Raw genomic sequence first — 26,014 nt, 5'->3', positions numbered from 1 at the left:
ATACTGGCGGGTCCCAATGTTTGTTATGCACCCGGCTTTCCATGCGGGTTCGTTCTTTTTTATTGCAAAACTCCGCAACTTATAACAAGAAGGTCTGTTGCGGGCAACCGGAAAGAGTATACAACATGTATCCGTGATCAGCCTGCCTGGCGAGGCCGGTTGTGCTAGCATCCGGCCACAGGTCATCTTTGTCGGGGCTTTGACGTAAGTTCGTCCCGCGCAATCACAACGGAGAAGCATCCCATGAAAGCAACTGTAGACTGGACAGGCAATGCCAGTTTCAAAGCCACCAGCGGCAGCGGCCACAGCGTCCAGCTTGATGGCCCGCCGGACCACGGGGGCGAAAATCTCGGCCCGCGCCCGATGGAAATGCTTTTGATGGGGCTGGGAGGCTGCTCCGCATTTGATGTCATGAGCATTCTGAAGAAAAGCCGGCAGGATGTAACTGCCTGCCACGCCGAGCTTGAAGCCGAGCGGGCCGATGCGATACCGGCTGTATTTACCCGGATTCACCTGCATTTTGTGGTAACCGGAAACAGCCTCAAGGAAAACCTGGTGAAGCGGGCCGTGAGCCTGTCGGCAGAAAAGTATTGTTCAGCATCCATCATGCTGGAACAGGCTGGCGTTGAGATCAGTCACACCTACGAGGTTCACGAGGCCGATTAGCAGGCCGGACAAACCGCTTCAGCGCGTGGCATGCGCCGAATCCCCGGGGTCGGGTGCAGCGGAAATCACGGATGCTAAAATGTCATTGCAAATACTATTCAACATCACTTGCGGTGTGCATAATACGCACCCTCTCCGCCGGTCTGCGCAAAAGGTGAACAACCCGGTCAGTAGTCGGTGGCGGCCTCGGCAGAGCGCAGCAATGCAGCTCTGCAGTCATTCATCTCCACGATCCGGAGGGGCTGAGCATGGAATCAAAACTCCAGCTGCATGGTTTCAACAACCTGACCAAATCCCTGAGCTTTAACATCTACGACATCTGTTATGCGCAGACCGAAGAACAACGCACGGCTTACATCGACTACATTGACGAGATGTACAACGCCGAGCGTCTGACCCAGATTCTGACCGACGTCGTCAAGATTATCGGCGCCAACGTCCTGAACATCGCGCGCCAGGATTATGAGCCGCACGGTGCCTCGGTCACCATGCTGATCGCCGAGCACGAGCTCACCAACGGCGAGGAGCCTGATAACGAGGAATCTCCGGGCCCGCTGCCAGATACCATTGTGGCGCACCTGGACAAGAGCCATGTCACCGTACATACCTATCCGGAAAGCCATCCCCACGATGGCGTGAGCACCTTTCGGGCAGACATCGACGTATCCACCTGTGGTCTGATTTCACCCCTGAAAGTGCTGAACTATCTGATCCACAGCTTTGATTCCGATGTGGTCACCGTGGATTACCGGGTTCGCGGCTTCACCCGTGATGTGGACGGCACCAAGCACTACATTGATCACGACATCAACTCGATCCAGAACTATCTGACCGAGGATACCCAGAACGCGTATCAGATGATCGATGTGAACGTGTACCAGGAAAACCTGTTCCACACCAAGATGATGCTGAAGAATTTCAACCTCGATAACTATGTGTTCGGGGTGAACGCCGGTGATCTCGACCCAGCCGAAGCACAGTCCATCGAGGACCGTCTGCGCCGGGAAATGCTTGAGATTTTTTACTCCCGCAACGTCGAATGATCGCCTCCTGTGGCGCCCCGCCCGGGGCGTCACGGGTCCTTCAGTTTTTTTGATGTCACCCGCCAGATTTCTGCGTTTTATTCTCTCCTCCTATCCCGTTTAAATAGAGCCAAGAGCTAACGAGAGGAGGACACCATGACCCTGCGTTCCCTGAAACAGATTATTCCAGCCCTGGAAACTTCCGACGGAGCTGGCGTGCGCATCAAGCGCTCCATCGGTCAACAGCAGAACATTCGCCTGGACCCGTTCCTGATGCTGGACGAGTTCGGTTCCGCCGAGGCCGCCGACTATATCGCCGGTTTTCCATCGCACCCCCACCGGGGGTTCGAAACCGTGACCTATATGATCGAGGGGCACATGCTGCACGAGGACCATCTCGGGAACCGGGGCGATCTGCGCAACGGTGGTGTGCAGTGGATGACCGCCGGCCGCGGCATAATCCATTCGGAAATGCCCCAGCAGGAAGAGGGCGTGATGCGTGGTTTCCAACTGTGGCTGAATCTGCCGGCGGCGGAAAAAATGACGGACGCCGGCTACCGGGACATTCAGCCGGAAGAGATCCCCGAGATCAGCCTCGACGGTGGCAAAGTGAAGCTTATCGCCGGTTCCCTGGAGATCGAGGGCCAGCCCCGCGAGGGGGCCGTGGTGGGCGGCAGTACTCAACCGGTCTATGCTGACATCCATCTGGCACCCAAGGGACGTCTTACCCTGCCGGTCCCGGAAGGTCACAACGCCATGCTGTACCTGTACGAGGGCACGGCCAGCCTGGGTGAAAGCTCATTGCAGCGCAGCGCCGCCAACATTCTGGCTGACAACGGCGATCAGATTGCGCTCAGTGCCGGAGAATCCGGGGCGCGACTGCTGCTGATTGCCGGTAAGCCTATCGGCGAACCGGTGGTCCAGTACGGCCCATTCGTGATGAACACCCGGGAGGAGATTGAGCAGACCCTCCGGGATTACCGGGACGGCCATCTGACCGCCTGACCGATCAGGCGAACGGCTTCCTTGCCATCAGCCGCTGCACCATGGGCCTGACAATCAGGTCCATGGCCAGCGGCATTTTTGTGCCCGGAATAACCAGGGTATCGTGCCGTGACAGACTGCTACCGGCAATCACCTGCAGCAGGTAGGGAAAGTCGACTTCCGACTGGTCCCGGAACCGGATCACCAGCATGCTCTCGTCCTCGGTGGGCACATCCCGGACGACAAAGGGATTGGAGGTGTCCACCAGGGGAATGCGCTGGAAATTGATGTGGGTATGGGAAAATTGGGGAACGATGTCGTGAACATAGTCGTCCATGCGGTTGATGATGGTTTCCACCACCGCTTCCTGACTGTATCCGCGCTTGTGGGTGTCCCGATGGATCTTCTGGATCCACTCGAGGTTCACGATAGGCACCACACCGATCAGCAGGTCCACGTACTGGGCAATGTTGCAGGTCTCGCTGACCACGCCGCCGTGCAACCCCTCGTAGAAAAGCAGATCGGTATCGGCAGGTAAGGGGCCCCAGGGCGTAAAGGTTCCTGGCTTGTGTCCGGCTTCAACCAGCCTGCGATCTTCATCGTGGACGTATTGCCGGTACCGGCCATTACCGGTGTGACCGTAATCGTAGAAAAGCGCTTCCAGCTTGTCGATGTGATTGGCAGCCAGGGCGAAGTGGTTGCGCTCACCGAACTGGCCTTTGGCCGCCAGCCTGGCCATTTGCTCACGATTGTAACGATGGAAACTGTCACCACTGACCATGGCGGCGTTCAGCCCTTCACTAGCGAACATCCGGCTGAAAATCTGGCCGGTCGTGGTGGTTCCCGCGCCGGATGAACCGGTAACCGCAATGATCGGATGGCGTTTTGACATAGGGGAAGACTGCCGGAATCAGGTGAGGCTGTCGAGTAAACGGGGCTTCTCGACCACGAAGCCCTGGGCGTAGTCCACACCCAGTTGCCGAAGCATGTCCAGAACGTCCCGGGACTCAACCTGGGACGCAATCACTTCCCGGTGCATGTAATGGGCCATATCCACCATGGAGCGAACCATCGCCCGATCGGTCTCGCTGGTTGCCAACTGGCCGGTAAAGGCACTGTCGATCTTGATCAGATCCACCGGCAACGAGCGCATGAATTCGAACGAACTTGGGCCGCTGCCGAAGTTGCCCAGACAGAACCGGCAGCCGAGTTCTTTCATCTCAACTATGAAATCGGCCACCGACTGAACGTCGTTGATCGCCGAAGCTTCGGTAAGCTCGAACCAAAGCCGCTCAATGGGCGCATCCTTCTCACTCAGCTTCTCATAGATGAATTCCAGCAGCGACTGATCGTTCATGGAGTAGCCGGACAGGTTAATACAGACACCGCCGAAGTGCCTCGGGTCTGGCGCCTGTTCCCTGAGCCAGTCCAGCATGTGACCGACCACCCAGCGATCTACCGCCTGCATACGGTCATAGCGCTCGGCCATGCGGACGAAGTCCCGGCCAGTGATCAGGGTGCCCTCATCATCGTACATGCTGATCAGCACCTCATACTGCGCCGCCATGGAGGCGTTCGCGTGCAGCGGTATGATTTTCTGGCAGCGCAGCAACATGCGCTCTTCATTCAGGTCACTAAGACTGGCAACCTTGGCGGCGATCTGCTCCTGGCGCGACTGATCTTCAGCACCCAGAGCATACTCCGAAACCTTCCCATGGCCCTGCTGCCGGGACGCTGCCAACGCCTGTTCAGAGGCCCGTAACCAGCGTTCTGCGCTGACAAGTGCCGGCAAAGTGGGAACCACACCGGCACTGGCCGAAAGCCGATAGGCCCGACCACCAAAACTGAACTCGGCGGCCTCCACTGCCCTGATCAGATCCCTGGCCGCATCGCTGGCACTCTCGGAGGGCACCAGCATGGCAAATTCATTGCCTGCCAGTCTGGCCACGGGCATACCATCACCCACGTGGCTGCGCAGAATATCCGCCACCCGTTTGAGGGTCTCATCGCCGGCCTGGTAGCCGGCAGTATCGTTCAGCAGGCGGAAGCGGCGAAGATCCAGGCGCACCAGGGAGCGCTCATCTTCCCGGCGGGCCAGTTGCTGATCCAGCATGCGTTCGAATTCCCGGCGGGCCAGTTGCTGATCCAGCATGCGTTCGAATTCCCGTCGCCCCAGAAGGCCGGTCAGTTCATCATGGGTGGAGGCCCAGGAAAGCTGGTCGTAGACCTTGCGAACCATCCGGTCGATGCTTTCATCCACCAGCGGCCGCTCATACTGGCTGTCGGGAACAATAATCCCCTTGCGCATTTGCCGGGCCAGTGCCTCAAGCTCCAGCTCCACCACACGCATGCCCTGATGGTTCACAAACACGAAACGGCTGAATCCGCGGGCAATCCAGACCAGGCGGATGTACTGGGGCTCGTTGGGGTTTTCCTGGTCCCGGAGCCAATCACCGGTGCGCAATTGCTGAGCCCGGTTGATCCAGCGCTGAAGGCTGCGCTGTTCCCGATCGGACAGCTTCTTCGTGTCCGCTTGCTCCGGCTTGGCCGGCGGCACCTCAACCAGTTCGGGACTTTTTTCCGGGCTGCGGACCAGGAACTGCTTGAGCTCGTCCCGGATTTGCGAAGACGGCATATGGTTGCTGGAAATGGAAGCCAGGCCATCCTGGATGACCCTCAGCAATTCCGGCAGGTTGATGGAACTGTTGGGATCGTCAGCGAAGGACAGCAAGGAATCGATCACCGCCAGATAATCCTGCCAGAGCTGACTGTCCGGTCCCTGCCGGATCCAGGTCAGAGAAAGCAGGTCCCGCCAACCGCCGTCCAACAGACTAAGCACGGCCTTGGGCACCTTGCGCCCGCCCAGTTTCTGATCCAGCACCTCGGACACGGCCTTTTTGGATTCGGCCACCTTCTGGGCGCCTTCTGCCGCCGCTGTAACACGCTCGACGTTCCTGCGATAGACGAGATTCTGACGGTCGATCAGAGTGTCCAGCTCCTGAACCGTATGCTCAAATACTCCGGTGTCCTGCTCAAAATCCGTGGTAATCCGCTGTACCAGCTCATCAACCCGTCGCTGAACCACCGGATTGATACGGCCACCCTTGACTCCCAATTGGGCCAGGCGGTTCATCACCCCCCGAACCGGGCTGTCCTGATCATCAAAGAACGCGGGGTCGCGCATGACAACTTTCAGAACGGGCACTTCCAACTGCCGCATACGCTGCTGTGCGTACTCACTGAGTTTAGGGCTCTCCACCACTGACTTGAAAAAGCGGTCGACCACATCGACCGTTTCCTGCTGCTCCTCATCCAGCCTGTTGTCACCGCTCGCCTTGACCTTCTCTACCACCCGGTCCTTCAACGGCGCGAGCTCTTCACCCGCTTCAACGGTCTGTGACTGCAACTGCTGAAGCTCCCGCTGGAGTTCTCCGGGCGATAGTGGTCTGGCGTTTGGCTGAAACGGCATGGGTTCCGGATCGCCCCGGGCTACACGGCTCGCGCTTAGTGTGTTGAGCAGATTGCGTACGGTTGCGAATGCAGTCTGGGCGGCCTGGGCGTAGCCTCGGAATTCGCCGCCCAACATTCCGGGTTTCCGGCGTGGCTGGGCCTGTCTGGCAGTACCCTCATCCGCTTTTGGCTCGGATTTCAACCTCGCAGATGCACTCTCCTCCGCAACGGGCTCTGGCTGAACCTGCTCCTTCGTTTCCTCCGGCTTCGCCCCGGCCTGCTCGCTCAGATACTTGCTGAGATCCAGGTCTGGCAGAACGCCATGGCGTATCAGGATATCGTTCAGTTCTTTATAAAGGGGACCCAGCTGTTGCAGCACTGTCTGTTCAAACACCCGCAGGCAGACCTTCTCCACCTCCCGGGAAGCCTTGAGCTGGTTAAGGCCATGGTGGAACGCTTCGCAGACCAGAGATGGCCCGAGGGGGTTGTGGTGGCCCGTGGCGTTGGCGATTCCAAGTTTGTCCAGCCGTAGCTTCAGCTGCAGCAGGTCGCCACGATACTGGGTATCCGCCTTGGTCACCATCACCCGGATGGTCAGCCAGTCCTCGAACTCGCCCTTGTCCACCACCGACAGCTCGGAGCCGGGGAATCCTTTAGGGGCGGGCTTCAACGGCGATTCCAGGCTTCGCGCCATCTGGTGCCAGATCACCCGTTGCCGGGCCTGGATCTGGCCGGAGGCGTCCATGTACTCATTGGCCTGTTGGTCATTCGAGGCTTTCTGGGCTGCCTGCTTCAGGCCCTCCACCATCTGCACGAAACAGGCGTCCATCAACGGCTCGATGAACTGGATCACGGCCTTGGCAGACTGGTGCAGGACGAACTGGACCCGGTCGCTGGGGGCACGGAGAGAAGAGCGATCCTGTCGGCGGGAGCCACCGCACTGTTGCAGCATGGCATCAACCGCCTCCGGGTTCGGACGGCTGAAATTGACCCCCATGGCGCCATCAATACGGCGAACAATACTGACATGAAGTTCATGACGTCGGGCGCCGTCCAGGCCACGGAAACGCACAATCAGTTCCGGCGGCGTGCCGGAAGCAAAGGCGCGGTCCAGCTTTTTGGAGGTTTCGCTCGAATAACGGACGAAAAGCCCCTCCGCGCAGAAATCCGCGATCTGACACGGCCAGGCTTCACCGGTTCCCAGATCAATCTGGGCGGCAAGCTTGATGGGTTGGCGGGGGCTGCTACGACGTTCTCTCGGATCCATGAACTACCTGATATCTCGCAAAGCCGGACCAGTCACCGGACACAATGTCCGGTACCGACTCACGTCCCTGAAACGATGGCGGATGCCACCGGCTGCTACTATAGAGACCATGATTGTACTATAGCGGCCTGGCCCCCACAGGCAAACCAATCCACTATAACATCCTGACCCATGAAACAGCTTAGTCAGATCTATCTACTTTTGCTACTGGTAACAATGCTTAACGGCTGTTCGACCATTGGCTACTATTCGCAAGCTGTCAGTGGGCATATGTCCCTGATGATGTCGGGAGAACCGGTGGAGAAGGTCTTCTCAGACGACACAACGCCGGTGGAGCTGCGGGAAAAACTCGCTTTGGCTCAACAGGCCAGGGAATTCGCCGCTCAAAGACTGGCCCTGCCGGTGGGAGACGCCTTCAGCGACTACGTGCAGCTTGAAAGACCCTGGGTGGTGGTAAACCTGGTGGCCGTACCGGAGTTCTCGCTGGAGCCACACCGCTGGTGCTACCCGGTTCTCGGCTGCCAGGCCTACCGGGGCTACTTCAGCCTGGACGATGCGCGTGCCGAGCAGGCGCAATTCCGCGACAACGGCTTCGACACCTTCATTGGCGGCGTGACCGCCTATTCCACTCTCGGCTGGTTTGATGACCCGCTGCACACTGGTTTTACCCGCCTGGAGGAGGACCGCATGGTCGCCCTGATTTTCCATGAACTGGCCCACAGGGTGGTCTACATTGCCGATGACACCGCATTTAACGAGAGCTTCGCGACGGCGGTGGAGCTGGAGGGGCTCAGACTCTGGTTATCGGAACAGGGCAAGCCCGGCCAGTTCCGCGAAGCGTTGGGCCGTCTTGCTCGCCGCAACCAGACCCTTGCCCTGGTGGAGGACTTCAGCGCCCGACTGGAAGCCCTTTACGCCCAAGCAGACAGTTTGCCAGACCAACATCTCCGAGATCGCAAGGCCGCCATCCTCCAAGACCTGGCTATCGCCTATCAGGAACTTTCTGCGGACTGGCCTGAACCCGGACCGTTCGGGCCGGCCCCGGTCAGCCTGAACAATGCCAATCTGGCGCTGTTTCGCCAGTACAACCAGCATGTACCGGCTTTCCGGCAGATGCTTCGGAACGCAGACTACGATTTCCCGGCTTTTTACCAGGCCGTGGAGGCGCTCTCCGAAAAACCCGAACCCCAGAGGTCCGACTACCTGGCTGCCCTGTCACAGCGGTTTGAAGAACACCTTTGAGTTCCGCTGGGTGTTATAGGAGGCCAGCTTGGGCCCCGGCAGGGCCTGGACGGTGGAAGGCTGGAAGCCACGCTCCCGAAACCAGTGCTCGGTCTGGGTGGTCAGCACAAACAGCTTCTGGATGCCCTGCCCCCTGGCCAGCTTCTCGACCATCGCCAGAATCTCATCGCCCCGCCCGGCCCGGCGATAATTCGGATCCACGGCAAAACAGGACAGCTCGCCGGCACCCTCCTCGGGGTAACTGTAGAGGGCGGCACACCCCACGATGGTCCCGTCGCGCTCGGCCACGACAAACCGGTCAATCTCGGTTTCCAGCATCTCCCGGGAACGACGAACCAGAATGCCCTGCTCCTCCAGCGGCTGGATAAGCTCCAGAATCCCGCCGATGTCCTCCACCCGGGCCTGACGAAACTGCTCATAATGATCACCACTGACCAGTGTGCCAGCACCGTCCCGGGTAAAAAGCTCCTTCAGCAACGCGCCGTCGTCCACATAGCTGATGATGTGGGCCCGCCGTACGCCCTTCACACAGGCATCACAGGCCGCCCTGAGGAGGTCGGCATCGTGACCGGTCACCGCGCCGGAAGCCAGACGCTCGGACGCCTGGCGCGCCGACAGCTCCCGGATCAGGGCGCCGTCCTCTTCCTGCAAGCCGGGATCATCAATAAACACCATCAGCTTTTCGGCCTGCAGTGCCGCCGCCACCTGGCTGCCTACATCCTCGTAGGAGAGGTTGAAGGCATCCCCGGTGGGCGAATAGCCCATGGGCGGCAACAAAACAATGTGACCAAGCTCCAGCAGTTTCTCGATGCCAGCCACATCCACCCGGCGCACCTTGCCGGTATGGCCAAAATCGATACCGTCCAGCACACCCACGGGCTTGGCGGCCACATAATTGCCGCCACTCACCCGAATACGGGCATTGTGCATCGGCGAATTCACCAAACCCATGGAAAGGTGGCTCTCTAGGTAGGCACGCAGGCCACCGATGGCCTCCATCACCATGCTGAGGTGCTCTTGCGGTGTAATCCGCAGACCTTTGGCAAACGACGATTCCACGCCGGCGCCGTCCAGCCGCGCCTGGATTTGCGGGCGGGCACCAAAGGCAACGACCAGCCGCACACCAAGACTGCTCAGCAGCGCGATGTCATGGATGATGTTGATGAAGTTCCCGTGCTCAATGGCATCCCCTGGAATGGTCAGCACCACCGTACGCCCGCGGTGGGCGTTGATGTAAGGGGATGAATGGCGGAATCCATGCAGCCAGTCGTTTGATTTCAATTCGAATACTCCAAGCTTTTTTCTTTACGCGGCCCGCAATTCAGTTTGACGAACACTGTCGGGAGCCCTCTCCAAAACCGTGGAGCGCCAGGGATGGCGCGACCGAGCCCTACAGGGACGTATTTACGGGCGTGTTTTGGAGAGGGCTCCCGACAGTGTTCAGCCCCCTATTTGACCCGGACTCCAGCCTAAAGGCAAAACTGTCGGATGAGACCCTGCAGAATCTTCACGGTTGGTTCCAGTTGAGACAGCTCTATAAATTCATCGGGCTGGTGCGCCTGATCGATGGACCCGGGGCCCATAACCAAGGTTTCCAGGCCGAGCTTCTGGAGCCAGGGCGCTTCCGTGGCGAAAGCAACGGCGTGGGCGGTATGGCCAGTCAGTTTCTCACAGGCTTTGACCAGGGCCGCATCGGCCGGGGTTTCGAAGGGCGGTACCCCGTCGAAGAGCGGCTCGAATTCCAGTGACAGTTCCCGGCGTTCTGCGATTGGCTGGACCTTGCTCAGGATGGTCTGGCGCAGGGTCTCCATGTTCATGCCCGGCAACGGGCGCAAGTCAAAGTGCAGTTCGCACTGGGCGCAGATGCGGTTGGGATTGTCACCGCCGTGGATGCAGCCAAGGTTCAGGGTTGGAAACTGCACCTCGAAGTTCGGATTCCGATACTTTTCCTGCCAGCCTGACCGGAGTGCCAGCAATTCGGTGAGCGCTTCGTGCATCCCTTCCATGGCATTGCGGCCGAGGGCCGGGTTGGAAGAGTGGCCGGACTGGCCCTCGAACTTCAGACGCTCCATCATGATGCCCTTGTGCATGCGCACCGGCTTCAGGCTGGTGGGCTCGCCGATGACCGCGTAGCGGGCCTTGGGCTTGCCGGCTTCGGCCAGGGCCCGGGCACCATCCATGGAACTCTCTTCGTCGGCCGTAGCCAGTATGATCAGGGGCTGCTTGAGGTCTTCGCCCACAAAAGCCCTTGCCGCTTCGATGGCCAGCGGGAAAAAGCCTTTCATGTCGCAGGTGCCCAGCCCGTACCAGCGGTTGTCCCGCTCGGTCAGGGTAAAGGGGTCGCTCTGCCAGCGTTTGTCATCAAAGGGCACCGTGTCGGTGTGGCCGGACAGCACCAGACCGCCCGGGCCGCTGCCCAGGGTTCCAATCAGGTTGAACTTTCCAGGCATCCCGGGCACTTCCAGGATTTCCACGGTAAACCCGAGAGCCTCCAGCCATTCTGCCAAGGTTCGCACTACGGGCTCGTTGCTGTGATCCCACTTCGCCGACGCGCTACTGATGGAAGGCAGCGATATCAGGCGGGCAAGCATGTCACGAATGCCCGGCACCGCTGCGGATTTGCTATCGGACTGCGACATAGTTTCCTCTCAGATTCCCACTGGAATCATTGTGCACGGCCCCGACGCCAGACTTCAAAGTTGACGATGGCCCGGATCAACATCGGATAGGCGACTTCACCACCGGCAACCACGCGGGCCACTTCCAGCTCCCGTTCGCTGACGCTCACCAGGCGGCCCTCCACGACATTGTCGTTGGATAGCGTTACCCGCACCCGGCGATCGACCCATTGACCGGCATTCTCGAGGTCTGCGGGATACCAGCTTTCAGTCTCTGGATCTTCCCTTGGCACCACCGGCTCAACCGCCACCTCTGGCGTTTCCTGAATAACAGGCTCAGCCTCGGTCAGATAGACGTCTGGCACACCTGCCCCATTATATCGAACCGGCCAGCTCAGGCCCTCGCCATCGTTCTCATCCGCTCTGACGGGAACTCCGAACATGGGCTGATCCGGTTGCAAGCTGACCGTAAGCTCACCGCCCTCGAGCAGCCACTGCCGATAAAGCGCCTTCAACTGGTCGCTGGCTGCAAGGCCCCGGGCTTCAAGTCCAGCGGACAGCGCCTCCACCACGCGCCCGGCCCATACGGTGGTTTCAATGCCGGCTTCGCGGGCGCAATAGGCGGCAACGCGGCGCATCAGGCCCCCATCGCGCAGAGTAAGGCTCATCGGCTCGGCACCTCTGGAAACGGAAAGTTCTGAATCCTGAATCCGGATTCGGGCATCAGACCAGTCCAGTTCAAGACTGCCGGTGCTGATGGTATTCAGCTCCGCATGGAGGTTTCCAGGGGTCTGGCGCACGAACCCGTCTCCGGCGAGTGCTGTGATGCCCATCCGGATCAGATCTCCACTCCCCAATTGCTGGCGGGGATCTGGCGCACAGGAAAGGACAAACAGCGCCGGATCACCATCACTGTTGGCGCCCTCTGCGGTGACCCAGTTGCGAAGCATCGTCGGATCCAGCGTCAGGCCAAGGCCATCGAGTCGCAGGATCCACTGGGCCGGCAGATTGGTCGGATCGACGAGAGCAGACAGCAAGCTGACGGGGGAGCCCGCATCAAACTCCACCCTGGCTATATCCAGCGGCTGGGTAAGCTCGAAATCCTGCCAGCTGGCGTCGTTCAGGACCAACCTGCCCTCAAGGCCGGAACTGATACTGCCCCTATGCAGCACACCATAGGGTTCCAGAGACTGTCTTGCTTCGGCCATGCGCTGGTCTGTGAACCACCAGACACCTGCCTTGAACGCAGCAAAGCCGATCAGAACCAGTATTACCAGCGTCGCAAGCAGGCGCTTCATCTGGAGACTCCTTGTCGGGTGTCGTCAGTTACGGGAAATCAGGGTGCCGACACCCTCATCGGTGAAGATCTCCAGCAGACACGCGTGAGCGACCCTGCCGTCAATAATATGAGAGGTGCGAACGCCATTCTCCACAGCACTCAGGGCACACCGGATCTTGGGCAGCATGCCGCCATGAATGGTGCCGTCCTCGATAAGGTCGTTGACCTGTTTGGCCGTGAGCCCGGTAAGCACCTTGTCGTCCTTGCTTTTCAGCCCGGACACGTTGGTCAGCAAGATCAGCTTTTCAGCTTTCATGGCCTCGGCCACCTTGCCCGCCACCAGGTCGGCATTAATATTGTAGGAGGCACCGTCGGGCCCCACACCAATCGGTGCAATCACGGGGATCAGGTTGCTGCGGGTGAGCATGTCGATCACGTCCACATTCACACTGGCAACCTCGCCAACGTGGCCGATGTCGATAATCTCCGGCCGTTCCAGCTCAGGTGAACGGTTGACCACCTCCAGCTTGCGGGCGCGGATCAGGTTGGCATCTTTACCGGTAAGCCCCACCGCCATGCCACCATGGGAGTTGATCAGGGACACGATTTCCTTGTTGACCTGGCCGCCCAGTACCATCTCCACCACATCCATGGTTTCGGAATCGGTCACCCGCATGCCGTTGACGAAGCGCGACTGGATGTTCAGCCGCTCCAGAAGCTCGCCAATCTGAGGGCCACCGCCGTGGACAACGATCGGATTGATGCCCACAAGTTTCATCAGCACCACATCGCGAGCAAAACTGCTCTTCAGGTCTTCGTTTTCCATGGCGTTACCGCCATATTTGATGACCACGGTCTTGCCGGTAAATCTTTGAATATAAGGCAGGCCCCGGCTCAGTACCGAAGCCACCTGCATTGCTGTTTCACGATCCAGCGCCATGTTTTCGCCTTGTTAATCCTGAGTTAATACGTGTCTGAAAATCGTCGGTGGACTCAGGGATCAGAAATCCGCCACCAGATCCGGCGCCGCCTTCTGCAGCTGATCCCGGAACACAGACTTGATACGTTCCAGTGCGTCCTCTGTTTCCGCCTCAAAGCGCAGAACCAGAACTGGTGTGGTGTTTGATGCCCGGCAAAGCCCCCAGCCATCGGCGTAATCCACACGAATGCCATCGATAGTGCTGATGTTGCCGTCACCGAAGTCGCCGGCCTCACCGAGACGTTCAATAATGTCGAACTTGGAGCTTTCGGTCACTTCGACATTCAGCTCCGGTGTGCTGATATCTTCCGGGAAATCCTCGAAGACTTCATCACTGTGCCGGTCTTCGATGCCCAGAATTTCCAGCAGGCGGGCCGCGGAATAGAGGCCATCATCAAAGCCATACCAGCGCTCGCCAAAGAAGATATGACCGCTCATTTCCCCGGCCAGGAGGGCGCCTGTCTCTTTCATTTTTGCTTTCATCAATGAATGACCGGTTTTCCACATGATGGGCCTGCCACCAGCTTCGGATATGACACCTGCCAGCCTGCGGCTGCACTTAACGTCGTAGAGAACGTCTGCACCCGGATTTCGGGACACCACATCCCGGGCGAACAGCATCATCAGGCGATCTGGCCAGATGATCTTGCCGGAATTGGTCACCACACCCAGTCGGTCACCGTCGCCATCAAAGGCCAAACCGATGTCAGCCCCTTCGGACTTAACCCGGGCAATCAGATCGGCAAGATTCGCTGGCTTGCCAGGATCGGGATGGTGATTCGGGAAATCACCATCCACATCGCAGTACAATGGAATCACCTCGCAGCCCAGCTCCTCGATGAGCATGGGCCCGAGTTCACCGGCAATGCCGTTGCCGGCATCGACCACTACCTTAAGCGGTGCAGCTACCGCTATGTCGCCAACAATCCGGTCCAGGTATGCACGACGCACATCCTCGGTGCTCTGACTGCCCCGACCGCTGGCAAAATCCCCGCTCTGAATTCGCTGATACAATTTCTGGATGGCCTCGCCCGAAAGGGTTTCACCACCCAACATGATTTTCAGACCGTTGTAGTTGGCCGGGTTGTGGCTGCCGGTCACCATAACGCCAGATCCGGGCTGGAGTGGCGGCCGTCATAACCAATGCAGAGGCTGTCGACACCTCGCTCCAGGGCCTCGGAACCAATGGCCCGGCCAATGACCTCCACGCCCTCGGCGGTCAGGGTTTCGCCGACAATGCCCCGAATGTCATAGGCCCGGAAAATATCCTGGGACAGCTCCACCTGAGGCAGGGCCACCTCTTCCACGTCCGGGGTATCACCGGACCCAAAGACCGTATCGTCGCCGCTGCCGAAGCCGAGAACGTCCTCATCGCCATCGAGCATGTCGATGTCGGGCATGTCCTTATCCTGGAACAGCGGCTCATCGCCGCCCTTGGCGGCACTGCCGCCAGACTTGCCGGAACCACCCTGCCTGGGTTTTGCCGTTTCTCCGGCCTTGGCGACCCGTTTTTCAACCACCTGGGACAACCGGTACAGTACTTCGCCGGTTGAGGCCACCATATCCCAACGAAAGGTCGGTAGTTTCACCCGCTCTCCGCCGAACACCTTGTGGGCCCATTGGATCAGGGCCGTCACGTCCTGACGCAACCCCTTCTGGGCACCGCCCAGCAGGACCCAGACGATGATGGCAGCGATCAGCACGGGAACTCCGACCAGAATGGCGATCATCACCGTGTCCACTGGCGCCGCGGATGATTTGGCGGGGGTATAGGTCACCGTCCAGTCAGGATTGGTTAGCCTTCGGGATTCAGCATTCCCGGAGCCACTGCCGCTACTGACCACTGTGCGGGATGAACCGGACACGGTCTGCACCAGCGCCAGCTGGCCACCGAGGCTGGAATTGACCACTTGAAGCAACGGCTGGATCTGAGAGGAGTCAAAGATAATCAGCAGGCTTCCGATGACCGCATTGCTTGTCGGATTACGTACCGGGGTCGCCATCTGGACAAACCAGCGGTTATCCCGTGGAAACGCATCGGGGAAGAGTCGCTGGCCGGTTTCAGCGCGTCGGGCCAGCTCAAGACCCGAGAAGCCCAAAAGTCCCTCATTGCTTGAGGTGCGCGGAATGTCACGGTAAGGAAACAGATGGACCGCCTCAATGCCTGGCAAAGAATCCGCCAGCTGCACCTCGGTTGCCGGTATCGCGTTCCGGCTATTAAGCGCCTGAATCACGTGCGGCTGGGTAGCCAGGCCATCAACGCTTTTCTGGACCTGGTCAAAATATTGGTTCAGGCGAAGCGCTGCGGCATCCGCCTCCAGGACTTTCAATGATTCGAAGCGCTCCTTTGCCGAAGGCTGGACCACCAGAAAATGAAGCAATGCAACAGCAATCACGCCCGCCAGAACCACGACCAGTGACTGGTTTACCGCCACAGAATTAAGCCGCTTGAGTTTGGGCCCCGAGGCACTGGCCTTTTCCTTTTTTGCCGCCTTCTTTGATGGTTTTTCATCAACGGACGCGTCGGCATCTTTCTTTTTACCCAGCTTCATAGTCCATCCTGCAGTTGTAATTTTATCGTCCTGGACAAGCAGTTACCCGCAAAGTATAGACGCCGGCACGCGGTTCTGCGTGGCCGGCCTCCAGCTCACCGCGTACCAGTGGAGCCAAAGCCACCGTCACCACGGGCACTGGCGTCAAATTCCGAAACCACCTCAAAATCGGCCTGGACAACGGGTACCAGCACCAACTGGGCCAGGCGTTCGCCCACGTCCACGGTAAAGCTGGTGCGCCCCCGGTTCCAACAGGACACCATCAACTCGCCCTGATAGTCCGAATCGATCAACCCCACCAGATTGCCAAGGACTATGCCGTGCTTGTGGCCGAGTCCGCTTCTGGGCAGGATCATGGCCGCCAGTGACGGGTCTGCGATGTGGATCGACAACCCGGTGCGGATCAGTTGGGTATCACCCGGCTCCAGGGTCAGCGGTTCGTCCAGGCAGGCCCTGAGATCAAGGCCGGCAGAGCCTTCGGTGGCATACTCGGGAAAGGGAATCTGGTTACCGATACGGTCATCCAGAATACGTACCTGAAGATTTTTCCTGCTCATTGGGGGTCCTGTCGATTGTGGTATCGGGTACGCTTCGCTGAATCAGCGGGCGGCCTGACCAAGATGTTCGCTTATCATTGCCACCAGCGCTCGGGCAATGTTCGTTTTGCTGTCCGGCCCGATAGACGTCTGGCCACCCGGCCAGAACACGGTTACCGCATTATTGTCGCTGTTGAAACCCAAGCCCGGTGCCGACACATCGTTGGCCACGATCATGTTGAGCTTCTTGCGTTGCATTTTGTCGGTGGCGTAGCTGGCCACGTCGGAAGTTTCCGCCGCGAACCCCACGGTAAACGGCGCATCATCACGCCCGGCAATGGTTGCCAAGGTGTCCGGGTTGCGCACCAGCGAGAGCGTCATGGCCTCACTGGATTTCTTGATCTTGTCCCCGGCACAGGTTTCCGGGCGGTAATCCGCGACGGCGGCGGTTGCAATAAACAGGTCGCAACCCTCATCAACGGCAGCCGACGTTTCCCGCAACATGTCCTCCGCCGTCGTCACCGGGCGCACTTCGACACCGGTTGGGGGCGTCAGTGCCACCGGCCCGCTGACAAGTACCACCCGGGCGCCGGCCTTGCTCGCTGCGCCGGCCAGGGCATAGCCCATTTTCCCCGAACTGTGGTTGCTGATATAGCGGACCGGGTCAATGGGTTCGCGTGTGGGGCCCGCCGTAATCACCACTGTCTTGCCAGCTAGTACCCCATCGCTTCCCTGATCAATGAGACCGAAAATCGCCTCTGGCTCCAACATTCTTCCGGGACCAGTATCGCCACAGGCCTGCGCTCCCTGATCGGGTCCCCATAACTCGATCTGGGAATCCTCCTGCAGAAGCCGGATATTTCTCTGGGTACGGCCGTTACTCCACATCGCCTGATTCATCGCTGGCACCACCGCAATAGGCGCTTCGGTTGCACAACAGACGGTGGTCAGCAGATCGTCCGCCATACCCGTGGCCAGACGGGCAATAAAGTCAGCCGAAGCCGGCGCAATCACCACCTGGTCGGCCCATTTGGCCAACTCGATGTGCCCCATGCCCGCTTCCGCTTCAGGGTCCAGCAGGGAGGTCCGAACCGGTTCGCCACTGAGGGCCTGGAAGGTGAGCGGCGTCACGAAGGCTTCCGCTCCCCGGGTCATGACCACTCGCACCTCATGGCCAGCCTTCTTCAGCTGACGCACCAGTTCGGCGCTTTTATAGGCAGCAATACCACCGGTCACTCCCAGGAGGATTCGTCTGGCGGCCATAGGGGCTCCGTTTACGCATAAAATGAAAGGCTTATAAGATAGCATGCTCAGGCCGGAGCGACAGCCTGCCTGGCCCGGCATACGTTTACCGATTGTTACTTTTTAAAGTAACCTTTGTAACCCTGAGATGCCCGTCTCGGTGCAGGAAGCGCCCGGGCAGAACATGACCAACGCAAGGAAGCCAACATGACTGACTCCACCTGGCCCACGGACGAGCGTCCGCGGGAGCGCCTGCTCGCGCACGGGGCGCAAACCCTCTCTGACGCCGAACTGCTCGCCATATTTCTACGCACCGGCACCACAGGCATGCCGGTTATGGCCCTGGCACGTTACCTGATTGAGGAATTCTCCGGGCTTCGGGGGCTGCTGACCGCCTCCCAACGCCAGTTCTGCAATGTCAAAGGCCTGGGGACGGCAAAATATGCCCAGGTTCAGGCGGCCATGGAAATGGCGCGCCGGGTCATGGATGAACCACTGCGCCAGGGTGACCCCCTGCGATCTCCCGAAGATACCCGCCGCTTCCTCACCAGTCGACTCGGAACATATCCCCACGAGGTGTTCGCCGGCCTGTTCCTGGACAATCGCCATCGCGTCATCCAATACCGTGAGTTGTTCCGGGGCACCATCGACGGCGCGGCCGTCTATCCACGGGAAGTGGTGCGACAGGCCCTGGAGGACAATGCGGCGGCGGTCATTTTCGCTCACAACCACCCCTCGGGCGTGGCAGAGCCCAGCCAGGCTGACATTTCCCTCACCCGTCGACTTAAAGAGGCTCTGGGCCTGGTGGATATCAGGGTTCTTGACCATATGGTTGTTGGCCATGGTGAGGTAATATCTCTCGCCGAACGGGGTCTGCTGTAAAGCCTGGCATTTAGCGGTGCACGCCAATGCCGGAAAACTGGCCAAATTCCCAACAATTTTTTGCGTTGGGGGGCGAGTTCTGGTATAAAAGCGTCCCTTTCTGGCGGCGTCTGGCAAGCAGCGTTCAGTTTAGAGGCGCGAATGGGGGCGTAATGGCTCCTTAGCAACCAGAGACGCATTAAAAACGAATTCGTATTATTGAGACCATTGCTCAGGTCGGAGGCAAGTATGTCCAGAGTTTGTCAGGTTACCGGTAAGCGTCCGGTATCCGGTAACAACGTTTCCCACGCGATGAACCACACTCGTCGTCGTTTTCTGCCGAATCTGCAGAACCACCGTTTCTGGGTTGAGTCCGAGAAGCGTTTCGTGAAGCTGCGCGTATCCACCAAGGGCATGCGCATCATCGATAAAAAAGGCATTGACGCTGTGCTGGCCGATCTTCGTGCCCGCGGCGAGAAATTTTAAGGAGCCGCATCATGCGCGAGAAAATCAAGCTGGTTTCATCAGCAGGTACTGGTCACTTCTACACGACCAAGAAGAACAAACGTAACACTCCGGAAAAAATCGAGATCAAAAAGTACGATCCGGTTGTCCGCAAGCACGTTGCGTACAAGGAAGCCAAGATCAAGTAATTCCTGATCCGGCAGCCACAAAAAAGCCCGGCCAATGCGCCGGGCTTTTTTGTGGCTCGCTGTCGCTCAGAACTTCTCCAGATAGCCCTCAGGTAACGCCACATCCATGGCGATAGGCAGGTGATCCGACATCGGATAGCTCACCACCTCGGAGCGACGGATCTCCAGCGAGGGACTTACCAGAATATGATCAAGCGCCTTCTCCGGCCGCCAGCTCGGAAAACTGTGGGCAGTGCCTGGCAAGGGCACCAGATCGGTTTCCTTCAGGGGCGTCTGGGTAAGCAATTGCTCGGCGTGGGCATTCATGTCCCCCATAAGCACAACATGCCGGTAGTCAGCGATCAACTCCCGGATATAGCCCAACTGGCGTTGCTGGGCCGTCTTGCTGAGCGAAAGATGCATCAGCACCAGCACCAGGGGATCATGCTCTGTTCCGTACCTTGCAATGATGGCACCCCGCCCCGGGATCAGGCCCGGCAATTTATGCTCAGTGACGTCCAGGGGGCGGTACCGGCTTAACAGACCGTTGCTGTGCTGGGCAATCTGCCCGAGATTCCGGTTCAGCTGCTGGTACCAGTAGGGAATACCCGCCGCTTCCGCCAGGTATTGCACCTGGTTGATATAGCCACTGCGCAGGCTGCCCCCGTCGCACTCCTGCAAAGCCACCACGTCGTACCCGCGCAGCAGGGATGCAATCCGGTCCAGATTATCGATGCGATTACGGTGAGGCAGTATGTGCTGCCAGCTTCGCGTCAGGTAATGGCGATAGGACGATGTATTGATACCCACCTGGATGTTGAAGGTGAGCAAACGAATGTGTCGCTGCGGCTCGAACTCGGGAACATGCTCAGTCCCGGAGCAGGCACCCCTGGGCCCGCCGGCCGGCTTCAGGATGCCATTCAACTGTTTTCTTATATGCTTGTACATAGTGGCGGTCTCAACCGGCCGGCTGCTTGTTGTACTCGGCTCTGGCGTATTGGCGCGGCCTTACTCCACCTCGCCCCGCTCTTTGGCAACCAGGTAGTCCACCACGTCCAGAACGGCCTCATGGCTGCCGGCCATGGATGCACTGACGGTGTACTTGCCATTAACCAGCATAGTCGGAGTTCCGGTGATCCGCGCACCGCGGATTTTCGACTGGGCTTTTTGCATGCGGGCATTCACACCAAAACTTTTATAGGTGCTGACAAACTCATCCGGATCGACCCCATAATCCGCGACGAAGTCGGCAAGGGCTTCCGGCGTATTCAGGGGGCGGCGCTCGCCAGCAAGCGCATCGAACAGGGCATCGTGCACCTTGTCCAGCTCACCCATGGCTTCCAGGGCATAAAAGGCGTAGGCGTGAGGCTCCCAATTTCTGCCCAGTGCCGCAGGGATCTTCACGTAGTTGACGTAATCAGGCGCATTAGCCGCCCACTCCTCAACCAGGGGCTTGAAGTTGTAACAATGAGGGCAGCCGTACCAGAAGACTTCCGCTACCTCGACACCGGAATCACTGTCGGTTCTTACCGGGTTATCCAGCCGGTTGTAATGAGTGCCTTCTTTCCATTCTGCGGCGTTGGCCAGGCCAGAAACAGACAGCGCCAACAGGAGCAGGAAAGCCGTTCTGAAGGATCGAAACATGAAAAATCTCCGGTTATCTGAATATCGTTTTGGGAGGATTATGACCCAGCGTACCTTAAAAGTTCCACAGGTCAGCAGTTACAGAAACGAAAGGCAACAAAAAACCCCGCACCAGGCGGGGTTTTCGGTACAGTCCGGCGGCTTCAGTTCAGGCCGGAGATGTAGCTGGAGACCGCTTCGATCTCGGCATCGGTCAGCTTTGAGGCGACGTCCATCATGATCGATGCGTTGACACCACTCTGCCGGTCGCCATCGCGATAGGCTTTCAACTGCTTGGCCAGGTACTCGGCGTTCTGGCCACCCAGCGCCGGGTAGCCGGCGGGCTCGTTGCCAACACCTTGCGGGTTGTGACAGCCGGCACAGGCCGGGACGCCCGTTGCCATGTTGCCACCACGGTAAAGTGCCGCGCCCTGATCGACCAGATCCGGATCAGCCTGACCAACCACCATGTCCTGGGCGTTGAAGTAGGCCGCCAGATCCTGCAGATCCTGGTCGTTCATGTTATCCAGAATACCGGTCATTTCCGCGATATTCCGCTCTTTATCCTTGATCAACACCAGTTGGCGATACAGGTATTTTTCGCCCAGACCGGACAGCTTGGGATAGGCTCCCATAATGGGCTTGGCACCATTCTGTCCGTGACAACCGGCACATACCGCTGCGTTCTGTTCGCCTGCTTGAGGATCTCCCGCCCCGTGCGCCATCGCCGTGAGGCCAACACCGAGAACTACTCCTGCGATCAGTTTTTTCATGCTCGCTCCGCTTCTCTCATCTTTTAAGGGTATTCTTCGCTATGCAGCCGGCAGGCGCTGACCAGTCAGGCTCAAAACCGGGGCTGACAGCGGTCGCGCGCAGCGCGCCGCCCGGAATTGGTGTAGCATTATACATTAATCCCTGATAACTGAAATCCAAAGGAAAGCCAACCGCTGTGGACCCTGATCTGACTCAAAAAAGCCTCTCTTTTAACAGCGCCCGATTTCTCATCAGCGCTTCCCGTCTGGATGAGTGCCCGCCAGATTTCGGTGCCGAGGTCGCCTTCGCCGGCCGCTCCAACGCCGGAAAATCCAGCGCGCTTAATGCGATCACCGCTAATGGCAAGCTGGCCCGGACCAGCAAAACCCCCGGACGCACCCGGCTGATCAACTTCTTCTCTCTAAACCGCGAGAATTGCCGAATGGTCGATTTGCCCGGGTACGGCTATGCCAAAGTATCCAGGGACATGAAAGACGACTGGCAACAGCACCTGGGCCACTACCTGAATGACCGGCGCTGCCTGCGTGGCCTTGTTTTGGTGATGGACATCCGCCACCCGCTGACCGATTTTGACCAAATGATGGTGGAATGGTGCGAGCATAACAACCTGCCGTTGATGATTCTGGCCACCAAGGCAGACAAACTGAAGTTCGGCCAGGCCAAAACCGTCATGCTGGGCATTGCCAGGGACCTGAAAACCTATTCCTGCGTCGAACATCTGATCATGTTCTCCGCAACGTCAAAACGGGGCGTGGACGAATGCCGGGAGGCGCTGATCGACTGGTTGGAAGCAGAGTAACAAGGAATTACAGGGTGCCACCGCACTCGATCCGGTAACCGAGGTCAATCACCTGTTGGTCCATGGTCGCGCCGGACAGGCGAGCGATCAGGGCCTCAGCTGCCTTCTGGCCCACCTGCTCACGTGGTGTAATGACACTGGCCAGCGTCGGCACCATGACCTGGCCAACGTCGTGGCCGTGGAAGCCTGCTATCGCAATCTGACCCGGCACTTCGATACCCTGCCGCTGGCACTCGAAGAACGCGCCTATTGCCACGTCGTCGTTGGTGCAAAAGATCGCGTCAGTGTCCGGCGCTTCGATGAGTATGCGTTGCAGCAATGTGGCGCCGACACTGAATGATGAGCGCTGTTCACTACGCAGGGTAACGGGAATCAGCCCCTGCTCCTCCATGGCACGGGTGTAACCTTCTTGTCGCTGCAACGTGCGGGCATCCAGCCGAACAGCCAGGTACACCACATGGCGGCGACCGCGACGAATCATCTCACGCACCATGTCATAGGCCGCTCGAACATTGTCAAAGCCCACAGCCTGCTCGAAGGGCGGCGTGTGGGTGTCCATGATTTCCACCGTGGGCACGCCCGCAGTCCCCAGCATTCGCAGGGTACGGTCGGTGTGCTGGCTTTCCGACAGGATCACGCCATCGACGTTATAGGACAGCAGCGAGGCCAGACTACGCTCTTCCACCTCGCGGCTGTAGCCGTAGTGGGCCAGCATCAGGTGGTAGCCCGCCGGTTCGGTGACTGATTCGATCCCTTTGATGACATCGGCGAAGACCTGGTTGGTCAGCGATGGCAGCAGCACACCGATTGCGTGGCTGGTGGATTTGGATAGCAGATCCGGCGCTCTGTTCGGGATGTAACCGAGCGCCTCGGCCTCGGCGAAAATCCGCTCACGCATGTGTTCAGACACATTATCGCCGCCCCGCAGGCATCGGCTCACGGTCATTTTCGTGGCACCGACCCTATCGGCAATATCCTGCAGTGTTGGGCGCTTCTTTTTAACCATTCAGTTCTTTCGCTTCGGGTCAGGTGTACTCAGCACTGCCAGGCAGCGCTCAACAATCCGGTCGGGCGGTTCGCAGACGTCCACGACAATGACCCCTTCCCCGGGCTCCGGCTCCTCCAGTGTGCGAAACTGACTTTCGAGCATGGAACGACCATTGAAGTAGTGATCTTCCCGACTGGAATGCCGGGACCAGATGGTTTCCATGTCGCCCTTGAGATAGACAAACTGCAGTGACGGATTACCCGCCCTCAGCCGGTCACGGTAAGCCCGTTTGAGCGCGGAACATGCCAGCACCAGGCCGCCGTGCTCATGCTTGACCAGCCCCGCCAGATCATCCAGCCAACCGCTGCGATCGGCATCGGTCAGCGGCACACCGCTGGCCATTTTCGCCACGTTGGCCGGGCTGTGAAAGTCGTCGGCGTCGAAAAACGGCACCTGAAGGCGTTTCGCCAGCCGGGTACCAATCAGGCTTTTGCCGCACCCGGACACACCCATGATGATTATTTTACGGACACTCATATCACTGCCACCACAAGGCCAGTTGCGGGAATGCGATCAACAGGGCCAGAGCAACAATCTGCAAGGCAATAAACGGCAATAGTGACCGGAAAATTTCGCCGAGAGTGATGTCCTTGGGCGTAACCGTTTTCAGATAGAACGCGGCCGGGCCAAAGGGCGGTGACAGGAAGGATACCTGCATATTCATGCAGAACACCACACCGAACCAGATCGGGCTGTAGCCCAGTTCCGTGACAATGGGCACGAAAATCGGCATGGTCAGCAGAGCTACCCCGACCCAGTCCAGGAACATGCCCAGAATCAGAAGAATAAACATCATGAACAGTATGGTGGTCAGCCCATCGCCGCCACTGACTGCAAAAACCATCTCGCGGACGAACTCGATACCGCCCATCAGGTTGTAGACGCCAACAAGAGCGGTGGCGCCGATGCCGATCCAGATGATCATGCCACACACCCGCAGGGTACTGATGGTGGCCTTGCGCACCATAGCCAGAGACAGTTCGCCCCGGATCCAGGTACTGATGGCAATGCCCAGCACACCCAGGGCCGATGCTTCGGTAACTGACGCCACGCCGCCATAGATGCTGCCCAACACGACCACCACCGACAGAATCGGGAACAGCAGGGCCTTGAAGAAGTTCGGCGCCGGGGTGTCCGGCTGGTCCTGGTCGGAGGGGATGGGGGCCATCTCCGGCTTCAGCCAGACCCTGACCAGCACGTAGCCCATGTAGAGTAGCGCCAGGATCAGCGCGGGCAGGAACGCGCCCTTGAACAGGTCACCAATGGAGACGTTTGCGGTCAGGCCATAAATGATCAGGACAATGCTCGGCGGCAACATGGTGCCCAGCGCACCACCGGCACAGGTGGTGCCAATCGCCAGCTTGCGATCGTAACCCAGACGCAGCATCTGCGGCAGCGCCAGGATGCCGAGCAACACGGTTTCGCCACCGATCACCCCCGACATGGAAGCAAGGATCACCGCTACCACCAGGGTCTGGAGGGCGACGCCACCGCGCAACTTGCGGCCAAAGCGAGCCATGGCATCAAACAGATCCCGGGCAATGCCGGAATGATCCAGTAGCGACGCCATCAACACGAACATCGGCACCGCCAGGAAAACGTAGTTACCGATAAAGCTGTAAAGACGACTGCTGACAATCGGCAGCGCGTCCGGGCCAAACCAGCCCAGGGCAAAGACCAGGGCCACCAGGCCGGTGGCAAAGGCCAGCTGCATGCCGGTCAGCAACAGTACGATCAGCATCACCAGCATCAGCAGGCTGCCGTAGCCAATTCCTAGGGAAGCAAGCTCAAACATTGTCTTTCTCCCCGGCCGGTGCCGGATCACGCAGATCACGAATCAGGTGCAGGACAAACTGGAGGGTCATGACAGCAATCGCCACCAGAATGATCACCTTCAGAAAGGCGGGAAAAGGCGGATTCCAGGCCGACCCGGAAGTCTCCAGGCGCCAGCCGCCCCAGGGTGCCCAGACAGCGCCCCTGGCCATGAACCAGCTGGCATAGAGCAGCATCGAACAGAACGCCAGCCCGAACAGATGGTGAACCACCCGCAGCCAACGCTGAACGGCCGGGGACACGGCGTCGTAGATCAGCACAATACGCACGTGGCGATCGGTGGCCAGGGCATAGAGCCCACCCAGCACGAACAGGGTGGCACCAGCGAAGGTCACCGTTTCATGCACCCAGAGCGTCGGCGAACCGAACACATATCGGCGGACAATCTCGTAGAAAGACACCAGAACAATCAACGCGAACACAAGGCTCAGCTTTTTTCCCAGCCAGACAATGGCGCGGTCAAGGCGGGTAAATCCGATATCCTCATCGGTTTCGGGCAGCAGATCACCCTGGCCCGGAGTGCTCTCCGGCCCGGAGGAAAGGTTTGCAGTAGACATAATCAACTCCGCGCACCGGGCAGGCCTTGCCCGCCCGGTTACTGGTTACG

At 58.9% G+C, this 26,014-nt stretch carries 23 protein-coding genes and 1 pseudogene; 8 read left to right on the top strand and 16 right to left on the bottom strand.

Annotated features, from left to right (window positions below; translation table 11 throughout):
• Nucleotides 1-243 precede the first annotated feature (243 nt).
• From A8B84_RS14275 to A8B84_RS14265, 3 genes are all read left to right on the top strand, one after another.
• Nucleotides 244-666, top strand: coding sequence for an OsmC family protein (locus A8B84_RS14275; RefSeq protein ID WP_064229798.1), 423 nt, complete (start codon nucleotides 244-246; stop codon nucleotides 664-666).
• A 248-nt stretch (nucleotides 667-914) separates the two neighbouring features.
• The gene (speD, locus tag A8B84_RS14270) at nucleotides 915-1,709 is read left to right on the top strand and encodes an adenosylmethionine decarboxylase (RefSeq protein WP_064229797.1); all 795 of its coding nucleotides are present in this window, start codon (nucleotides 915-917) and stop codon (nucleotides 1,707-1,709) included.
• A gap of 135 nt (nucleotides 1,710-1,844) precedes the next feature.
• Nucleotides 1,845-2,693 (top strand): pirin family protein, encoded by an 849-nt coding sequence (locus tag A8B84_RS14265; RefSeq protein WP_064229796.1) that lies wholly within the window; start codon nucleotides 1,845-1,847, stop codon nucleotides 2,691-2,693.
• Nucleotides 2,694-2,697: 4 nt separating this feature from the next.
• Here the strand turns inward: A8B84_RS14265 and A8B84_RS14260 are convergent, their stop codons facing one another.
• Nucleotides 2,698-3,564 (bottom strand): phosphoribulokinase, encoded by an 867-nt coding sequence (locus A8B84_RS14260; protein ID WP_064229795.1) that lies wholly within the window; start codon nucleotides 3,562-3,564, stop codon nucleotides 2,698-2,700.
• Nucleotides 3,565-3,582: 18 nt separating this feature from the next.
• Entirely contained in the window at nucleotides 3,583-7,389 is a 3,807-nt protein-coding gene (locus tag A8B84_RS14255) for a DUF1631 family protein (protein ID WP_064229794.1), read from the bottom strand.
• Nucleotides 7,390-7,560: 171 nt separating this feature from the next.
• Between A8B84_RS14255 and A8B84_RS14250 the strand changes: the two genes are divergently transcribed.
• Nucleotides 7,561-8,631 carry an aminopeptidase gene (locus A8B84_RS14250; RefSeq protein ID WP_064229793.1) on the top strand — a complete coding sequence of 357 codons (1,071 nt, stop codon included), beginning with the start codon at nucleotides 7,561-7,563 and terminating at the stop codon, nucleotides 8,629-8,631.
• On the opposite strand, the gene argA is transcribed toward A8B84_RS14250, so the two are convergent.
• The 7 genes and pseudogenes from argA to coaBC form a co-directional block, all read right to left on the bottom strand.
• A complete protein-coding gene (argA, locus tag A8B84_RS14245; protein WP_064229792.1) occupies nucleotides 8,605-9,912 on the bottom strand; it encodes an amino-acid N-acetyltransferase in 1,308 nt (435 codons plus the stop codon). The two genes, A8B84_RS14250 and argA, sit on opposite strands and share 27 nt — an antisense overlap.
• A gap of 188 nt (nucleotides 9,913-10,100) precedes the next feature.
• Nucleotides 10,101-11,270 carry an acetylornithine deacetylase gene (gene argE, locus A8B84_RS14240; protein ID WP_064229791.1) on the bottom strand — a complete coding sequence of 390 codons (1,170 nt, stop codon included), beginning with the start codon at nucleotides 11,268-11,270 and terminating at the stop codon, nucleotides 10,101-10,103.
• Nucleotides 11,271-11,296: 26 nt separating this feature from the next.
• A complete protein-coding gene (locus A8B84_RS14235; RefSeq protein ID WP_064229790.1) occupies nucleotides 11,297-12,547 on the bottom strand; it encodes a hypothetical protein in 1,251 nt (416 codons plus the stop codon).
• Nucleotides 12,548-12,571: 24 nt separating this feature from the next.
• Nucleotides 12,572-13,468: an acetylglutamate kinase gene (gene argB, locus A8B84_RS14230; protein WP_064229789.1), complete on the bottom strand. Its 897-nt coding sequence runs from the start codon at nucleotides 13,466-13,468 to the stop codon at nucleotides 12,572-12,574.
• Nucleotides 13,469-13,528: 60 nt separating this feature from the next.
• Nucleotides 13,529-16,059: pseudogene (locus A8B84_RS22070) on the bottom strand (phosphomannomutase/phosphoglucomutase).
• 95 nt (nucleotides 16,060-16,154) lie between these two features.
• Nucleotides 16,155-16,616, bottom strand: coding sequence for a dUTP diphosphatase (dut, locus tag A8B84_RS14220; protein WP_064229788.1), 462 nt, complete (start codon nucleotides 16,614-16,616; stop codon nucleotides 16,155-16,157).
• A gap of 42 nt (nucleotides 16,617-16,658) precedes the next feature.
• Nucleotides 16,659-17,858: a bifunctional phosphopantothenoylcysteine decarboxylase/phosphopantothenate--cysteine ligase CoaBC gene (coaBC, locus tag A8B84_RS14215; RefSeq protein ID WP_064229787.1), complete on the bottom strand. Its 1,200-nt coding sequence runs from the start codon at nucleotides 17,856-17,858 to the stop codon at nucleotides 16,659-16,661.
• 186 nt (nucleotides 17,859-18,044) lie between these two features.
• On the opposite strand from coaBC, the gene radC reads away from it, so the two are divergent.
• The 3 genes from radC (at nucleotide 18,045) to rpmG (ending at nucleotide 19,351) form a co-directional block, all read left to right on the top strand.
• The gene (radC, locus tag A8B84_RS14210) at nucleotides 18,045-18,719 is read left to right on the top strand and encodes a RadC family protein (protein WP_064229786.1); all 675 of its coding nucleotides are present in this window, start codon (nucleotides 18,045-18,047) and stop codon (nucleotides 18,717-18,719) included.
• A 228-nt stretch (nucleotides 18,720-18,947) separates the two neighbouring features.
• On the top strand, nucleotides 18,948-19,184 hold the full coding sequence (gene rpmB, locus A8B84_RS14205) for a 50S ribosomal protein L28 (protein WP_008173462.1): 237 nt from the start codon (nucleotides 18,948-18,950) through the stop codon (nucleotides 19,182-19,184).
• Between the two features lie 11 nt (nucleotides 19,185-19,195).
• The gene (gene rpmG, locus A8B84_RS14200; RefSeq protein ID WP_008173465.1) at nucleotides 19,196-19,351 is read left to right on the top strand and encodes a 50S ribosomal protein L33; all 156 of its coding nucleotides are present in this window, start codon (nucleotides 19,196-19,198) and stop codon (nucleotides 19,349-19,351) included.
• 66 nt (nucleotides 19,352-19,417) lie between these two features.
• Here the strand turns inward: rpmG and A8B84_RS14195 are convergent, their stop codons facing one another.
• The 3 genes from A8B84_RS14195 to A8B84_RS14185 all read right to left on the bottom strand — a co-directional run bounded on the left by A8B84_RS14195 (nucleotide 19,418) and on the right by A8B84_RS14185 (nucleotide 21,726).
• Nucleotides 19,418-20,278: an endonuclease/exonuclease/phosphatase family protein gene (locus tag A8B84_RS14195; protein ID WP_064229785.1), complete on the bottom strand. Its 861-nt coding sequence runs from the start codon at nucleotides 20,276-20,278 to the stop codon at nucleotides 19,418-19,420.
• A 60-nt stretch (nucleotides 20,279-20,338) separates the two neighbouring features.
• Nucleotides 20,339-20,974, bottom strand: a complete 636-nt coding sequence (locus A8B84_RS14190; RefSeq protein WP_064229784.1) for a thiol:disulfide interchange protein DsbA/DsbL — start codon at nucleotides 20,972-20,974, stop codon at nucleotides 20,339-20,341.
• 143 nt (nucleotides 20,975-21,117) lie between these two features.
• Complete coding sequence (locus tag A8B84_RS14185; RefSeq protein ID WP_064229783.1) at nucleotides 21,118-21,726, bottom strand: c-type cytochrome; 609 nt, start codon at nucleotides 21,724-21,726, stop codon at nucleotides 21,118-21,120.
• A gap of 176 nt (nucleotides 21,727-21,902) precedes the next feature.
• On the opposite strand from A8B84_RS14185, the gene yihA reads away from it, so the two are divergent.
• On the top strand, nucleotides 21,903-22,526 hold the full coding sequence (gene yihA / locus A8B84_RS14180) for a ribosome biogenesis GTP-binding protein YihA/YsxC (protein WP_064229782.1): 624 nt from the start codon (nucleotides 21,903-21,905) through the stop codon (nucleotides 22,524-22,526).
• A gap of 7 nt (nucleotides 22,527-22,533) precedes the next feature.
• Here the strand turns inward: yihA and gntR are convergent, their stop codons facing one another.
• Genes gntR through A8B84_RS14160 form a run of 4 tightly spaced genes read right to left on the bottom strand, consistent with a single transcriptional unit; the run spans nucleotide 22,534 to nucleotide 25,964 of the window.
• A complete protein-coding gene (gene gntR, locus A8B84_RS14175) occupies nucleotides 22,534-23,532 on the bottom strand; it encodes a gluconate operon transcriptional repressor GntR (RefSeq protein ID WP_064229781.1) in 999 nt (332 codons plus the stop codon).
• Entirely contained in the window at nucleotides 23,533-24,051 is a 519-nt protein-coding gene (locus A8B84_RS14170) for a gluconokinase (protein WP_064229780.1), read from the bottom strand.
• Nucleotide 24,052: 1 nt separating this feature from the next.
• Nucleotides 24,053-25,369 carry a TRAP transporter large permease gene (locus tag A8B84_RS14165; RefSeq protein WP_053113177.1) on the bottom strand — a complete coding sequence of 439 codons (1,317 nt, stop codon included), beginning with the start codon at nucleotides 25,367-25,369 and terminating at the stop codon, nucleotides 24,053-24,055.
• Nucleotides 25,362-25,964, bottom strand: a complete 603-nt coding sequence (locus tag A8B84_RS14160; RefSeq protein WP_201257892.1) for a TRAP transporter small permease subunit — start codon at nucleotides 25,962-25,964, stop codon at nucleotides 25,362-25,364. Before A8B84_RS14160 ends, A8B84_RS14165 begins: the two co-directional genes overlap by 8 nt.
• Nucleotides 25,965-26,014: the final 50 nt, after the last annotated feature.

It is taken from the genome of Marinobacter sp. EhC06, from assembly GCF_001650915.1.
GTDB lineage: Bacteria > Pseudomonadota > Gammaproteobacteria > Pseudomonadales > Oleiphilaceae > Marinobacter.
This window is presented reverse-complemented; position numbering and strand designations above follow the sequence as displayed.

Excerpts from the sequence above, each read along its gene's own strand:
- rpmB (WP_008173462.1), top strand. The coding sequence starts at position 18,948 with ATGTCCAGAGTTTGTCAGGTTACCGGTAAGCGTCCGGTATCCGGTAAC.
- gntR (WP_064229781.1), bottom strand. The coding sequence starts at position 23,532 with ATGGTTAAAAAGAAGCGCCCAACACTGCAGGATATTGCCGATAGGGTC.
- A8B84_RS14250 (WP_064229793.1), top strand. The coding sequence starts at position 7,561 with ATGAAACAGCTTAGTCAGATCTATCTACTTTTGCTACTGGTAACAATG.
- A8B84_RS14160 (WP_201257892.1), bottom strand. The coding sequence starts at position 25,964 with ATGTCTACTGCAAACCTTTCCTCCGGGCCGGAGAGCACTCCGGGCCAG.
- A8B84_RS14260 (WP_064229795.1), bottom strand. The coding sequence starts at position 3,564 with ATGTCAAAACGCCATCCGATCATTGCGGTTACCGGTTCATCCGGCGCG.
- argB (WP_064229789.1), bottom strand. The coding sequence starts at position 13,468 with ATGGCGCTGGATCGTGAAACAGCAATGCAGGTGGCTTCGGTACTGAGC.
- A8B84_RS14235 (WP_064229790.1), bottom strand. The coding sequence starts at position 12,547 with ATGAAGCGCCTGCTTGCGACGCTGGTAATACTGGTTCTGATCGGCTTT.
- rpmG (WP_008173465.1), top strand. The coding sequence starts at position 19,196 with ATGCGCGAGAAAATCAAGCTGGTTTCATCAGCAGGTACTGGTCACTTC.
- A8B84_RS14165 (WP_053113177.1), bottom strand. The coding sequence starts at position 25,369 with ATGTTTGAGCTTGCTTCCCTAGGAATTGGCTACGGCAGCCTGCTGATG.
- speD (WP_064229797.1), top strand. The coding sequence starts at position 915 with ATGGAATCAAAACTCCAGCTGCATGGTTTCAACAACCTGACCAAATCC.
- A8B84_RS14195 (WP_064229785.1), bottom strand. The coding sequence starts at position 20,278 with ATGTACAAGCATATAAGAAAACAGTTGAATGGCATCCTGAAGCCGGCC.
- coaBC (WP_064229787.1), bottom strand. The coding sequence starts at position 17,858 with ATGGCCGCCAGACGAATCCTCCTGGGAGTGACCGGTGGTATTGCTGCC.
- A8B84_RS14170 (WP_064229780.1), bottom strand. The coding sequence starts at position 24,051 with ATGAGTGTCCGTAAAATAATCATCATGGGTGTGTCCGGGTGCGGCAAA.
- radC (WP_064229786.1), top strand. The coding sequence starts at position 18,045 with ATGACTGACTCCACCTGGCCCACGGACGAGCGTCCGCGGGAGCGCCTG.
- A8B84_RS14275 (WP_064229798.1), top strand. The coding sequence starts at position 244 with ATGAAAGCAACTGTAGACTGGACAGGCAATGCCAGTTTCAAAGCCACC.
- A8B84_RS14265 (WP_064229796.1), top strand. The coding sequence starts at position 1,845 with ATGACCCTGCGTTCCCTGAAACAGATTATTCCAGCCCTGGAAACTTCC.
- argE (WP_064229791.1), bottom strand. The coding sequence starts at position 11,270 with ATGTCGCAGTCCGATAGCAAATCCGCAGCGGTGCCGGGCATTCGTGAC.
- A8B84_RS14190 (WP_064229784.1), bottom strand. The coding sequence starts at position 20,974 with ATGTTTCGATCCTTCAGAACGGCTTTCCTGCTCCTGTTGGCGCTGTCT.
- A8B84_RS14185 (WP_064229783.1), bottom strand. The coding sequence starts at position 21,726 with ATGAAAAAACTGATCGCAGGAGTAGTTCTCGGTGTTGGCCTCACGGCG.
- dut (WP_064229788.1), bottom strand. The coding sequence starts at position 16,616 with ATGAGCAGGAAAAATCTTCAGGTACGTATTCTGGATGACCGTATCGGT.
- A8B84_RS14255 (WP_064229794.1), bottom strand. The coding sequence starts at position 7,389 with ATGGATCCGAGAGAACGTCGTAGCAGCCCCCGCCAACCCATCAAGCTT.